Annotated in this window: 13 protein-coding genes; 9 read left to right on the plus strand and 4 right to left on the minus strand. The window is 67.5% G+C overall.

Annotated elements, in window-relative coordinates; all coding sequences use genetic code 11:
* Window positions 1–42 precede the first annotated feature (42 nt).
* Entirely contained in the window at window positions 43–1035 is a 993-nt protein-coding gene (locus tag ACQI46_RS04835; RefSeq protein ID WP_427092839.1) for an amidohydrolase family protein, read from the plus strand.
* Between the two features lie 21 nt (window positions 1036–1056).
* On the opposite strand, the gene ACQI46_RS04840 is transcribed toward ACQI46_RS04835, so the two are convergent.
* Entirely contained in the window at window positions 1057–2061 is a 1005-nt protein-coding gene (locus tag ACQI46_RS04840; protein WP_427092840.1) for a LacI family DNA-binding transcriptional regulator, read from the minus strand.
* A gap of 131 nt (window positions 2062–2192) precedes the next feature.
* On the opposite strand from ACQI46_RS04840, the gene hisD reads away from it, so the two are divergent.
* From hisD to ACQI46_RS04855, 3 genes are all read left to right on the plus strand, one after another.
* Window positions 2193–3512: a histidinol dehydrogenase gene (gene hisD, locus ACQI46_RS04845; protein ID WP_427092841.1), complete on the plus strand. Its 1320-nt coding sequence runs from the start codon at window positions 2193–2195 to the stop codon at window positions 3510–3512.
* 133 nt (window positions 3513–3645) lie between these two features.
* Window positions 3646–4614 (plus strand): cyclase family protein, encoded by a 969-nt coding sequence (locus ACQI46_RS04850; RefSeq protein ID WP_427092842.1) that lies wholly within the window; start codon window positions 3646–3648, stop codon window positions 4612–4614.
* A complete protein-coding gene (locus ACQI46_RS04855) occupies window positions 4611–5384 on the plus strand; it encodes an SDR family NAD(P)-dependent oxidoreductase (RefSeq protein ID WP_427092843.1) in 774 nt (257 codons plus the stop codon). The genes ACQI46_RS04850 and ACQI46_RS04855 overlap by 4 nt, the downstream gene beginning before the upstream one ends.
* A 13-nt stretch (window positions 5385–5397) precedes the next feature.
* Here ACQI46_RS04855 and aceA read toward each other — a convergent pair whose 3' ends face one another.
* Window positions 5398–7698, minus strand: coding sequence for an isocitrate lyase ICL2 (gene aceA / locus ACQI46_RS04860; protein WP_427092844.1), 2301 nt, complete (start codon window positions 7696–7698; stop codon window positions 5398–5400).
* Between the two features lie 24 nt (window positions 7699–7722).
* Window positions 7723–8400, minus strand: a complete 678-nt coding sequence (gene tenA, locus ACQI46_RS04865) for a thiaminase II (protein WP_427092845.1) — start codon at window positions 8398–8400, stop codon at window positions 7723–7725.
* A 73-nt stretch (window positions 8401–8473) separates the two neighbouring features.
* Between tenA and ACQI46_RS04870 the strand changes: the two genes are divergently transcribed.
* The 4 genes from ACQI46_RS04870 to ACQI46_RS04885 all read left to right on the plus strand — a co-directional run bounded on the left by ACQI46_RS04870 (window position 8474) and on the right by ACQI46_RS04885 (window position 12380).
* Complete coding sequence (locus tag ACQI46_RS04870; protein WP_427092846.1) at window positions 8474–9175, plus strand: DUF899 domain-containing protein; 702 nt, start codon at window positions 8474–8476, stop codon at window positions 9173–9175.
* Between the two features lie 52 nt (window positions 9176–9227).
* A complete protein-coding gene (gene tpx / locus ACQI46_RS04875; RefSeq protein WP_427092847.1) occupies window positions 9228–9725 on the plus strand; it encodes a thiol peroxidase in 498 nt (165 codons plus the stop codon).
* A 211-nt stretch (window positions 9726–9936) separates the two neighbouring features.
* The gene (gene ripD / locus ACQI46_RS04880) at window positions 9937–10536 is read left to right on the plus strand and encodes an NlpC/P60 family peptidoglycan-binding protein RipD (protein WP_427092848.1); all 600 of its coding nucleotides are present in this window, start codon (window positions 9937–9939) and stop codon (window positions 10534–10536) included.
* A 56-nt stretch (window positions 10537–10592) separates the two neighbouring features.
* The gene (locus ACQI46_RS04885) at window positions 10593–12380 is read left to right on the plus strand and encodes a fatty acyl-AMP ligase (RefSeq protein ID WP_427092849.1); all 1788 of its coding nucleotides are present in this window, start codon (window positions 10593–10595) and stop codon (window positions 12378–12380) included.
* A 5-nt stretch (window positions 12381–12385) separates the two neighbouring features.
* On the opposite strand, the gene ACQI46_RS04890 is transcribed toward ACQI46_RS04885, so the two are convergent.
* The gene (locus tag ACQI46_RS04890) at window positions 12386–12982 is read right to left on the minus strand and encodes a YdcF family protein (RefSeq protein ID WP_427092850.1); all 597 of its coding nucleotides are present in this window, start codon (window positions 12980–12982) and stop codon (window positions 12386–12388) included.
* A 121-nt stretch (window positions 12983–13103) separates the two neighbouring features.
* Between ACQI46_RS04890 and ACQI46_RS04895 the strand changes: the two genes are divergently transcribed.
* Window positions 13104–13616 (plus strand): hypothetical protein, encoded by a 513-nt coding sequence (locus ACQI46_RS04895; RefSeq protein WP_427093187.1) that lies wholly within the window; start codon window positions 13104–13106, stop codon window positions 13614–13616.
* Window positions 13617–13626 lie beyond the last annotated feature (10 nt).

The following is a 13626-nucleotide window of genomic DNA, read 5'->3' on the forward strand; positions in this document are numbered from 1 at the left end:
CAACCCGGTGACGCGGCCGCGTCGCACTGAAAGAAAGTGACCATGACCCACTGGAACACCGCGTCGGAGCTGGCTCCCGGCCACATCGACATCCACGCCCACCTGCTCCCCGAGGAGTGTTACGACATCCCGAGCGCAGGCGGCACAACTGCGCTGACCGAGCGCGACGGCGAACTGCACCTGGGTGACTTCCCGATCGCCGTCACCCGTGAGCAGATCTCCGGGGTGCCGCGCATCTTGGCCGACATGGATGCCGAAGACATCGCCGTGCGGGTGGTCTCGGCACCGCCGTACGCGTTCGCGATCAACGCCGAAGCCGACGCGGCAGCGGACTACGCTCGCCGGGTCAACGACGGACTGATGCGGATGTGCCAGGACCATCCGGATCGGTTGGTCCCGCTCGGTGTGCTGCCGGTGCAGGACGCCAAGGCCACGGCCGCTGAGGTCAAACAGCTTGTGGCAGCGGGTGTCCGCGGGGTGGCGGTTCCCCCGGTGGTCGGTGGGCTCACGCTCGGTGACGACGGGCTGAGCCATGTCATCGACAGCTGTGCCGATGCGGGCCTGGCCGTGCTGGTGCACCCGATGCAACAGCCTCGGCCCGGGTTCAACGAGCACTACTTGCAGAACCTGATCGGCAACCCCGTCGAATCCGCCACGGCCATCGCGTCGCTGTTGCTCGGCGGCACGTTCGACCGTAAGCCCGCACTGCGGATCGCTTTCGTGCACGGCGCCGGGGTGGCGCCGGCGCTGCTGGGACGCTGGGATCACGGATGGCGGATGCGTGGCGACATCTCCTGCGACAGCGCGCGACCACCCAGCGAGGTGTTCCGCAGCCATGTCTACGCCGATTCGCTGTCCCATTCGGTCGAGGCCGGTGCTCTGCTGTGCCAGACGGTCGACCCCAGTCGCATCACGTTGGGATCGGACTACCCGTTCGACATGGCCGACCCGCACCCGGTGAGATCCGCCGAAGCTCTAGGTCTGGATCGAGAGGTACTGCGCGACAACGCTGTTCGCTGGCTCAACCTGAGCTGAAATCACCGCCACCGGCCGGCATCAGCCCGGCCGGTGGTGCGACCCGCGGGCGACGATGCTGGGTTCGAGGATGATCTCCCGGTACGCCGCCTGCGGTTCGGCGATGCGTCGGACCATCAGATCTGCCGCGGACTGTCCCATCCTCGCCAGATCGCACCGGATTGTGGTCAGGCTGACCAGCTCCCACGCCGCCTGGGCGATGTCGTCGAATCCGACGATGGTCAGGTCCTGGCCGACATCCCGCCCGGCGGCCCGCGCGGCGTTGAGTGCCCCCAGCGCGATCACGTCGTTGCCGCAGAAGATGGCCGTGGGTGGGTCGGCGGACTCCAGCAGCAGCGAGGTGCTCCGGTAGCCGTGCTCGTAGCTGAAGGGTCCGCGGCGGATCCTGCTCTCGCCCAGTGAGATCGCGTGATCGCCGAGGGCGATGCGGAAACCGAATTCCCGATCGCGGCCGGTACTGGTGTCGGCCGGGCCGAAGACCGCGGCGATGTCGCGGTGTCCGAGGTCGGCGAGGAACTCAGCGGCCAACCGACCGCCGGCCACGTTGTCGACGATGCTGCGGTCACAGTCCACCCCGTCGACCGAACGGTTGACGAAGACGAACGGAATGTTGCGGGCGCGCAGGCTGGCCGGCAACTGGGAGCCGAGATGGGCGGTGGCGATGATGACACCGTCGACGACGCCGTGCGGAAGGCTCTCGACCGCACCGGCAGCATCGTCGGGTTCGGTCAACAGGATTGTGCGGTAACCGAGTTCGGCGAGCCTGGCGCGCACCGGTTCCACGAGCGCGGGGTAGAACGGATTGGTCAGCTCTGCGGTGAACACGCCGATCGAGCGAGCCTGCCGCGTCGACAACGTGCGCCCGGCTTCACTGGGCACGTACGCCAAAGTGCGAGCCGCCTCCCGTACCCGCGCCACCGTCTCGGGCGCGATGCCCGGCACGCCGCGCAGGGCGCGGGACACCGTCGACTGGGACACCCCGGCGAGTTTCGCGACGTCATGACTGGTGAACTGCACTGGCATCATCCGCCTACGTATGTGAGTGGGTCTCCCAGATCTTAATTGAAGCCGCGATTCATCAGCGGAATCGACGCCGAACATTGACGTTGCATACGTATGCACATAGCCTCGGCGTTGTCCGTCGAAAGGAATGTTCCATGCCCGTAACGCTCAAGAGCGCCACAGCAACTGCTGCCGAGACCGCCCGCAACTCAGACGTGGCCGCCACCGTCGCCGACGTCATCGCCGACATCCGTCGCCGAGGCGACGACGCGGTCCGCGACTACTCGATGAAATTCGACAACTGGAGCCCGGAGAGCTTCAAGCTCAGCGCGCAGGAGATCGAATCCATCGTCGCCACCGTGCCCGAGCAGACGATCGAAGACATCAAGCTGGCTCAGCACAACGTGCGGGTGTTCGCCGAGCACCAACTGGCGTCGCTGCACGATTTCGAGGTCGAGACGCAGCCCGGGGTCTTTCTCGGGCAGCGCAACATTCCGGTGGCCGCGGCCGGCGCCTACATCCCCGGCGGCCGGTATCCGCTGGTCGCCTCGGCGCACATGACGATCGTCACGGCGAAAGTCGCCGGCGTGGAGCGCGTGACCGCGTGCACGCCACCCATCCGAGGAGAGATCCCCGCCGCCACCGTGGCCGCGATGAGTCTGGCGGGCGCCGACGAGATCTACCTGCTCGGCGGCGTCCAGGCGGTGGCGGCGATGGCGCTGGGCACCGAATCCATCGGCAAGGTCGACCTGTTGGCCGGTCCCGGCAACGCTTACGTCGCCGAAGCCAAACGGCAATTGTTCGGCGAGGTCGGCATCGACCTCTTCGCCGGCCCCACCGAAACCCTGATCGTCGCCGACGACACCGCGGATCCGTTCGTCGTTGCCGTGGACCTGTTGTCTCAGGCCGAGCACGGCCCGGATTCGCCGGCGATCCTGATCACCACGTCGAACGCCTTGGCCGAGAAGGTCATCGAACTGGTCGATGCCATCCTGCCCACGATGTCGACCCGCGACTACGCCGAGGCCGCGTGGCGCGACCACGGTCAGGTCATCGTCGTCGACGACCTGCAGGAGGCGTACCGGGTGGCCGACGATTTCGCCAGCGAGCACGTGCAGATCCTGACCGCACAGCCGCGCGAAGCGCTGGAGGCGATGCGCAACTACGGGGCGCTGTTCCTCGGCGAGGGGACCGGAGTGTCCTACGGGGACAAGGTGATCGGCACCAACCACACCCTGCCGACGCGCGGTGCGGCGCGCTACACCGGCGGCCTGTGGGTGGGCAAGTACCTGAAGACGGTCACCTACCAGGAGGTCACCAATCGCGATTCCAGCGCCGCGTTGGGCGAGGTGCTCGGGCGAGCCGCCCGGGTGGAGCTGTTCGAGGGGCACGCCCGCTCCGGCGACGTGCGGGTGTCCAAGTATCGGGGCGAAGCGCTGAGCTGGGCACCGGGCGGCACCCCGGCGTGGACCTGAGCTGAGAAGGTGATGGGCGCCGCGCTTTCGACGATGCGTGCAACAGCCCGCGCGGAGTTCCTCCGTGACGAGCAACTGGGTAGCGTGCCGCGCCCGTAGATTTCGGGCGACCGCACGAGACACGGAGTTGACCATGACCACAAGCAAGGCGCCCATCACCTTCGAGCTCTTCCACGAGCTCTACGAATCCTGCAACAACTGGGGGCGGTGGGGCAGTGAAGACCAAAGGGGCACACTGAACTTCATCACCCCCGACGTCGTACAGCACGCCGCGTCGCTGGTGCGCACCGGCAAGGCGATCTCGCTGCAGCTCCCGCTCGACGGGAACGGGCCGCAGACCGGAGCGTTCGGGCGCGTGAACCCCGTCCATCAGATGGCCGCCACCGGAACCGACCATCTCGCGGGCAACCAGACCTACAGCGCCGATCCGCTGGGCTGGGGCTTCGCCGACGACAGCCTGTTCCTGTTCCTGCAGGGCGGGACCCAGTGGGACGCACTGGGTCACATCTTCCGGGACGGCAAGATGTTCAACGGGTTCAGCGCGGCCGAGGTGACCTCGGCCGGTGCGTCCCGGGGCGGAGTCGAGCACATGCCGACAATCGTGTCCCGCGGCGTGCTGCTGGACATCCCGCGGGTCAAGGGCAAGACCCACCTCGAACCCGGCGAGGCCATCTACCCCGAAGACCTCGACGAAGCCTGCGAGGCCCAGGGCGTCAGCGTCGGGCGCGGCGACATCGTGCTGATCCGCACCGGCGACATGGGCGCGCGACGCAATCTGCCGGGCTGGGGCGGATTCTCCGCCGGCGATGCCCCGGGACTGTCCCTGTCGACCGCACGCTGGCTCTACGACAAGGAAGTTGCCGGCATCGCCACCGACACCTGGGGCGCCGAGGTCCGTCCCAACGAGTTGGAGGGGACGTTCCAGCCGCTGCACCTGGTGATGATCGTCTCGATGGGCCTGCTGGTCGGCGAGATCTGGGATCTCGACCCGCTGGCCGACGACTGCGCCGACGACGGCCGCTACGAGTTCCTGCTGGTCGGTCCGCCCCTGGTGATTCCCGGCGCGGTCGGGTCCCCGGTCAACCCGCAGGCGATCAAGTGAGCGACGGCGCGGTCGACGCCCTGGTCGGTGGCTCCTCGCTGGCCGGAAAGCACGCGTGGATCACCGGAGCCGGCTCGGGCATCGGCCGCGCCTCGGCCGTCGCGCTGGCACGCCTAGGCGCCACCGTGCACCTGGTGGGGCGCACCGTCGACTCGCTCGACGAAACAGCACGTCTGGCAACGGGTTACGGCGGCACGGCGTTGGTTCATGCCGGTGATGTCACCGACGAGTCGTTCGCCTCGTCGGTCCTGCGGGGGGAACGCGTCGATGTGCTGGTCAACAGCGCCGGGCGCAACATCCCGCAACAGCTGCAGGACATCACCCGCGACACCTATGCCGCAGTGATGGCGGTCAACGTCGAAGCCGTGCTGTTCGTGACCCAGCAGGCGGTGGCACGGATGCGCGAGCACGGCGAGGGCGGGTCGATCGTTTCGATCAGCTCCCAGATGGGCCACGTCGGCGGCCCCCAGCGCACGATGTACTGCACGTCGAAGTGGGCGTTGGAGGGCATGACGAAGGCGTTGGCGCTGGAGCTGGCCGCAGAGGGGATCCGCGTCAACACCGTCGCTCCGACGTTCATCGAGACCGAGCTGACCGCAGCCAGCCTGGCCCGGCCCGAGTTTCGGGACTGGGTGCTCGGCGAGATCCCGCTGCGCCGGCTGGGTTCGGTCGACGAAGTCGCGGCGGCCGTCGCCTACCTCGCCAGCCCGGCGTCGTCACTGACCACCGGCACCTCGCTGCTGGTCGACGGCGGGTGGACCGCGCACTGATCGGCGGCCCGGATCAGTCCTGCTTGCTGATCAACCGGGTCAGCGCCTCCCGGTCCGGCGCCAGCAGCTCGTCGATGCGCGGCTGGTTCACATCGGCGACGATGATCTCGCCGACCTCCTGGTAGACGTCGCTGAAGATGCCGTGCGCCTTCATCTTGTCGGTCTGATAGATGTTGTCCTCGGTCGGTGTCACGTAGTACACGATCTCGGCCTTGAACCGGTGGATCAGCCACAGGTGGATCAGGTCCATCAGCCGCTTCTGCCGCAGATGTTCGGCGAAGGTGTTCTGGTCGCGCACGGTCAGGATGCTGCGGCCGTGCCGGTCCTTGATCGGATCGACCACGACGTTGGCCAGCGGCTCTGCGCCCTCTTCGAAACCGTCGCTCAATATCTGCAGGTCGAGCACGTCGGAACCGGCTCGCCGCGGCCGCAGCTGCACGTGCAGCTTCTCCGAGAGCTCATAGTGCTTGCCCCACATGGCCAGCCACTCCTCGAGCAGCTTCTTGGGCACCTCGGTCTGCACCAGGTGCTGGTGCTGGGTCGAGCCCTTGCCCATCGACTTGGTCGTGGCGGTCCGCCCGGAGGACGCCGCCAGGGCGGCATCGCTGCGCGGCCCGCCGGCCAGCGTTTGCGGTGTGCGGTACGGCGATTCGACCAGACGCATCTTGCGTTGCAGCCGGGCCAGCGCCAACATGCCCTCCTGGCGCAGCGAGGTCGCGAACTCCTCGGAGGCGACGCCGTCGACCTGATGGCCGCCGTAGGTGATGAAGTTGAAGACGAAGCCCATCTTCCCGAGTTCCTCGGGGAACGCACGCATCTCCTCGTCGGTCATGCCGGTGGTGTCCCAGTTGAACGACGGAGAAAGGTTGTAGGCCAACATCTTGTCGGGGTAGACGGCGTGCACCGCGTCGGCGAACTGTTTGGCGTCGGCCAGATCGGCGGTCTTGGTCTCCATCCACAGGATGTCGGCGAACGGTGCGGCCGCCAGCGACTTGGCGATCGCGTACGGGATCCCGCCCCGCACCTGGAAGTAGCCCTCCGGGGTCTTGGCGCGCTCACAGTCCCACGCGACGTCGGCGCCGAGCTCCTTGGCCTTCTCCCGCGCGGTGTACAGCGGTGCCCGTTCGGCGAACGCCCGCCATTCGGCCACACTCATCGTCGACGGTTCGCCCTCTCGCTCGCGGAACTCGAGCAGTTCGGCGACCGCGCCGCCATAGGTGTCCAGTCCCGCGTCCTGTTCCCACAGTTCGACGAACTTGGACTCCACCTTGTCGTATGCGGCATCGGGGGAGGCTTCGGTGCCGTCCTTGTACGACTGCGCTGCCTGGTCGATCACGGTGAGCAGGCCCTGCCGCTCCAACCAGGCCTCGGCTGCGGCGTACTCGCCTTCGGGCAGCGCGTAGAGCAGATGGCCGTTGATCTCGGTGACGCCCTGGTCGTAGAAGCGGCGCATCATCGCCAGGAAGCACGACTTGTACGGCGGGATCTTGAGGTTGGTCGCGCCCAGCAGGAAGGGCTGGTCGCGTTCGTCGGCGCGGCTGTCGATCAGGTTGGCCGCCTCGGCATCGGTGCGGGCGACGATGATGCCGGGGACGCGCATGACGTCGAGCTGGAACCGTGCGGTGTTCAGCCGTTTGATCTGCTCGTCGGACGGGACGAGGACCTTGCCGCCCTGGTGGCCACACTTCTTGGTGCCGGGCCGCTGGTCCTCGATGTGGTAGCCGGGCACACCGGCTTCGACGAAACGACGAATCAGGTTGCGCACGTGCGGATCTCCGCCGTGTCCGGTGTCGGCGTCGGCGATGATGAACGGCCGATAGTCATACTCCGGCGTGGTTGCCCGCTGTTCGGGAGTCATCTGCATGCGCACGTAGTGCTGATTGCGGTCGGCGGTCAGCAGCGCCCGCACCAGCCCGGCAGCCTCCTCGGGCACCTGGCTGAGCGGGTAGCTGGCCAGGTCGGGGCCGGGATCCTCGGTGGTCGAGCCTTTCGCCGAGGTGGCCCAGCCGCCCAGGTAGATCCCTTCGATGCCCATGCGTTTCATCACCACGGCCTGGCCGGGGGAGTAGGGCCCGAAGGTGGTGATGCTCTTCTTCTGCTCGAACAGATTGCGCAGATGTGGATAGAACTCGGTGGCGGCCTTGCGGGCCACCGCGTAGTCCACCGGGATGGTGCCGCGCTGTTCGGCGACCTGACGTGCGCTGTAGAGCCGGATGATCCCCTCGAAGCGCGGACTGTCGAAGTACTTCTGCGTCTCGGCGACATCGCGCTCGAAAGACGTCTCGGGTGCAAGGTCAGCTTCGGTGATGGCCATGCTTCACCCTACGGCGCGGCGCGTTCAGATGGGCCACTTCTCCTGTCGATATCCGGCGTCGAAGAACATCCATTCGTACCGCGACGTCGTCACGAAATGAGCCCGGGCCACGGTTTCCTGCTGCGCGGTCAGGGTCCGACCGACGCGGTCGGTGACCGCCAGAACCTCGGTGACCGTCGCGGCGAATTCCTCGCCGCCATAACTGTCGATCCAACGCTGGTAGCGCGGGTCGCTCGAGCCCTGCTGCAACAGTGCGGTACCGACTTGCGCGTAGATCCAGTAGCAGGGCAGGACCGCCGCCAGACCGTCGGCGAAGCTGCCGCTGTGCACCGTGGACAGCAGGTAACTGTTGTAGGCCTGCGTGGTCGGTCCGACGGGAACCTGGTCGACCGCCTCGGCGGTCAACCCGAGGGCGGGCAGCAGCTCACTGTGCAATTCCATCTCGACGTCGAAGACCTCCGCCGAGTGCCGGGCGAACATCGCGCTCTCGGCCAGTGTGGAGGCCTTGGCCGCGACGACGGCCAGGGCGCGGGCGTAGGCCCGCAGATAGTGCACGTCCTGGGCCACGTAGTGGGCGAACGACTCCGGGGCCAGGCTGCCGTCGGTCAGACCGGTGATGAACGGATGGGACACGATCGCGTCGAAGATCGGGGTGATCGCCGTCCAGAGCTGAGTCGTCCAGGTATCGGGCATGCCCGACATCCTGCCAATCGATGACTTTCACGGGCGGATGCGGTCAGTATCGGTTGACACGACATCGAGCGGAGGCACTGCCATGACCGAACCGCGCACGACCCGACCGAGCGCCCTACCGCCCGTGGTCGACGAACCGACGTGGCGCGCGGCGCTGGCCGAGCTGCGGGAGCGCGAGAAAGCCGCCACCCGCGAGCTCGACGCGATCGCCGCGCAACGGCGCCGGCTACCCATGGTCGAGATGCCCGAATACACGCTGATCGGCGCCGACGGGCCGGTGCGTCTGGCCGACATCTTCGCCGGGCGCAGTCAGCTGATCGTCTACAACCACATGTGGACCGACGGCGCCGAGTGGCAGTGCGGCGGATGCACGTGGCTGACGTCGCAGTACACCCGGATGCAGTTTCTCGACAACTACGACGCGCGCTTCGTCATCGTGACCGCGGGCCCCATCGAGGAAGCGCTGGCCTACCGCGACAAAGTCGGCAACACGATGGAGTGGTACTCGTCGTCGCAGAGCAGCTTCGCCGCCGACGTCGATGCCGCACCCAACACGGGGTTCGCGGTCAACGTGTTCCTGCGCGACGGAGACACGGTCTACCGCACCTGGCACACCAACGGGCGCGGCACCGAACAACTCAGCCACACGTTTCCGTTGATCGATCTGCTGCCGTGGGGCCGGCAGGAGGAGTGGCAGGACTCCCCGCCGGGATGGCCACAGGGGCCGACGTACGAGAGGTGGTTGGACTCGCCCGACGTCGCGCGCTTCTACGGCACCGGTTGAGAGCCCGCGACCCGGACGCGCCCACACGGGCCACACTTGGCAGACTGTGTCCATGGCACAGATAACGTTGCGTGGAAACCCGATCAACACCGTCGGCGAGCTGCCTGCTGTCGGCTCAGCGGCACCCAGCTTCTCCCTCACCGGTACTGATCTGGGCACCGTCGGCACCGACCAGTTCAGTGGCAAGCCCATCCTGCTCAACATCTTCCCGTCGGTGGACACCCCGGTCTGCGCCGCGAGCGTGCGTACGTTCAACGAGCGTGCCGCCGCCGGCGGAGTGTCGGTCCTGTGTGTGTCCAAGGACCTGCCGTTCGCTCAGAAGCGGTTCTGCGGGGCAGAGAACATCGAGAACGTCACCACCGCCTCGGCGTTCCGCAGCAGCTTCGGCGAGGACTTCGGCCTCACCATCGCTGACGGGCCGATGGCCGGTCTGCTGGCCCGCGCGGTCGTGGTGGTCGGCGCCGACGGCAACGTCTCCTACACCGAGCTGGTTCCGGAGATCGGCCAGGAGCCGGACTACGACGCCGCTCTGGCCGCACTGAAGTCCTGATTCCCGTTTCTTGCGTTCGGCGCCCGGCACCCTAAAGGGCCGGGCGCCGACGTAGGTCACCGTTCGATTCCGGTTGTGCATCCGTCCGGCCGGGCTCCTGCGACGACGTCAAAAACTGTCTGCACCGTGGTGTAGAAGTGATCATAGTGACAGTTGTTGTTTGAGCTCGGCGCTGCGGAGGCGCCGATAACGGGAAAGCGGTGGAAGTGCGATGCGACGCGTCCTTGTCCTGATGATCGGTCTGGCGCTGCTGGTGGCGACACCAGGCCTCGCGACCGCCGACATCACGCGCTCGGCCACCAACCAGAAAGCCGTCGATCTCGTCATCGCCCGGGCGCTGTCGCAACGCGGCGTGCCGTTCGCCTACGGCGGTGGCGGAGCGTCCGGTCCCAGCAAGGGCACGGTCGCCGCGCCCACACCGGAAGAACCCCAAATCGAAGCGGCACCTTTGGGTCTGGCGCCCGGGCTCAACCTGCCGCCGGCCACGCCGGCACCGCCGCTGACCGCACCCGCACCGGCGCCGCGCATCGAGGTCGTCGGCTTCGACGCCTCCGGACTCATGGTCTACGCGTACGCCGGGGCAGGGGTGAAGCTGCCCCGCTCGTCGGGCGAGCAGTACAAGGTCGGCCAGAAGGTCGTGCCCTCGATGGCGCTGCCCGGCGACCTGATCTTCTACGGACCCGAGGGCACTCAGAGCGTGGCGCTCTACATCGGTAACGGGCAGATGGTGGAGACCACCGACAAGGGTGTCGCGGTGTCGGCGGTGCGCACCGGCAACATGACGCCGTACCTGGTGCGCATCATCGCCTGATCATCGGGACCCGTTGGTGGCGACCGGGTTTCGGGGCAACCCGTAGACTGCAGGGCATGGGCCTGCTACAGATCGAGGACTGCCTTGCTCCCGACGGCAGCATCGATCTGCCGCCCGGGGTCACGCTCATCTCACTGATCGAGCGCAACATCGCCAATGTCGGCGACACCGTCGCCTACCGCTATCTGGACTTCACCGGGACTGCCGACCCCGGCGTTCGTCAACTGACATGGTGCGAACTCGGTGTGCGGATGCAGGCCATCGGCGCCCGGGTGCAACAGGTGACCGCACGCGGGGACCGCGTGGCGATCCTGGCGCCCCAGGGGCTGGAGTATGTCGCGGCGTTCTTCGCCGCCATCCGCGCCGGCGCCATCGCCGTTCCCCTGTTCGCACCCGAATTGCCCGGGCACACCGAGAGACTCGACGTTGCGCTACGCGACGCCCGCCCCACCGCGATTTTGACCACGGCCGCGGCCCGGCCGGCTGTCGAGGACTTCCTGGGCACCATGGCGTCGTTCACCCCAGCCGAGGTCCTGACCGTCGACGAGATGCCCGACTCGGCGGCGACGATGTTCTCGCCCACCGTCATCGGTGTCGACGACGTGTCGCATCTGCAGTACACCGGCGGGGCGACACGACCACCGGTCGGCGTCGAGATCACCCACCGCGCGGTCGGCACCAACCTCCTGCAGATGATCCTGTCGATCGACCTGCTGGACCGAAACACCCACGGCGTCAGTTGGTTACCGCTCTACCACGACATGGGTCTGTCGATGATCGGCTTTCCCACCGTCTACGGTGGCCACACCACGCTGATGGCGCCGACGGCTTTCCTGCGCCGGCCGCTGCGATGGATCGAAGCGTTGTCTGCCGGATCGCGCACCGGACGCGTCGTGACCGCCGCACCCAACTTCGCCTACGAATGGGCTGCCGCGCGCGGGGTTCCGGCCGCCGGCGCCGACATCGACCTGAGCAACGTGTCGTTGATCATCGGTTCGGAACCCGTGAGCTTCGACGCGATCACGACATTCAACGCGAAGTTCGCGCCATTCGGATTGCCTCCCACCGCTTTCAAACCTTCGTACGGACTGGCCGAGGCCACGTTGTTCGTCTCCACGATCGACCCGTCCGAGCAGGCGCGCGTGGTCCACACCGACCGGCACGAGCTCAGCCGGGGTCGCGTGGTGCCGGTGACGGCCGACCATCCCCGGGCACTCGGCCACGTGTCGTGCGGCCACATCGCGCGCAGCCTGTGGTGCGTGATCGTCGATCCGGACACCGGATCCGAACAACCCGACGGGACCGTCGGCGAAACCTGGCTGCAGGGCGACAACATCGGCCGCGGCTACTGGGACCGCCCGCACGACACCGAGCACGCCTTCCACGCTCGACTGCTCCGCACATTGCCCGAACACAGCCATGCCGAGGGCGCCAAACTGGACGGAAACTGGTTCCGCACCGGCGATCTCGGCTTCTACCTGGACGGCGAGCTTTTCGTCACCGGCCGACTGGCCGACGCCGTCCAGATCAACGGCCTGGTGCACTACCCGCACGATGTGGAGACCACGGTCGCCGACGCGTCACCGGTGATCCGGCGGGGATACGTCGCCGCCTTCACCGTCGACGAGGAGCAGCTGGTGGTGGTCGCCGAACGGGCAACCGGGACGGGACGCGCCGATCCGGCGGCGGCAGCCGAGCTGATACGGACCGCGGTCGCACACCGTCACGGCATCGAGGTCGCCGATGTCCGGGTCGTCCCGGCCGGGTCGATTCCGCGGACCACCAGCGGCAAGCTGGCTCGCCTGGCATGCCGCGCGGAGTACCTGCTCGGCGGGTTCGACTGAACCCGTCAGGTGATCGTGATGAAGGGGCTGAGGACGTCGCGGACGAACTGAGTGACGTTGAGGGTGGGGTTGTTGTCCGGGAAGCTCACTGTGGCCAGCACATTGGCGCCTGCATCGGCGAAGTTGCCGTCCGCGCGCCCCTGATGTGACGACGACGTGACCAGGATGATGCCTGATGCCCCGGCCTTGTTGACCAGCGGCACCGAGAAGCGCGCATTCTGCACAGTGCTGTTGGCTCGATCTTCGACGATGATCCGTTCGTCGGGCAGCCCCAGCAGGCGCAGCATCTTGCGCATCTGCCCTGCCTCGGTGTTGCCGTTGCGCGGGTTTCCGCCGGTCACGATCACCGGTGCCTGCGGAAAGATGTGAGCCACCGCGAGCCCGGCCAGCAGACGGGTGTGCAGGATCGTGCGCATCGTGCCGTCGGGTTTGAGGCCGTAGCCGAGGATCACGATGGCGGGCTTGGAGAAGTCCTTGACCACGAACGGGGCGGCCTGCGCGGTCCCGGCGGGACCCAGTGACGTGCCGACGGGACTCACCACCAGGGCACACGCCATCAGCGGAGCGGCAAGGGCTACCAGGGCTCGCGTTCGTAGAGTCATCAGTTCTTTGATCGCCGGGGCAGCCGAAGTTATTACGACCCGGTCTCAGACGGCCAACGATGCGTGCTCATCGAGGGTCGTAAGCGGCGCGATGCCGCAGGCTGTGCTCTGGTGGAAGGTGATGTTCGCACAACGATTGCTCACCCGACCGAAACCGCATCGTCTCGTCCTCGCCGCGGCCGCAGCCGCGAGCGCCGGGCTGCTCGCCGCCCCGGCGGCCTGGGGCGCACCGGAATCCGACGAGCGCGGGTACATCGACTCGACGGCCCGCTGCGCGGCACCCGACACCGCGGTGGTGTTCGGGTACACCGAGTCCTCGCGCGTCGCGATCTGTGAGAGCGAGGACGGCGACCTCACCTACCGTGGGGTGCGGGTCCGCGACGGCGCGCGTCTGGTGACGCCGGCGACCCGGTCCTCGGACGGTGCGTTCACCGCGACGCGCGACGGCGTCGAGTACATGGTGACCGCGGAGTCGTTGGTGATCAGCTCCGGCGAGAAGATCATCCGCGAGGAGACGATGCTCGACTTCCACGGCGCCGGCGCCTCCACCAGCCCGGAGGTCCAGTCGTCACCGACGCCGACGACGCCGTTGCCGCCACCGCTGCCCGCAGAAGTGGGCGGCGACGAGGGTTGACCGTCGGTGC

This window comes from Mycobacterium sp. SMC-4, from assembly GCF_050205565.1.
Lineage (GTDB): Bacteria > Actinomycetota > Actinomycetes > Mycobacteriales > Mycobacteriaceae > Mycobacterium.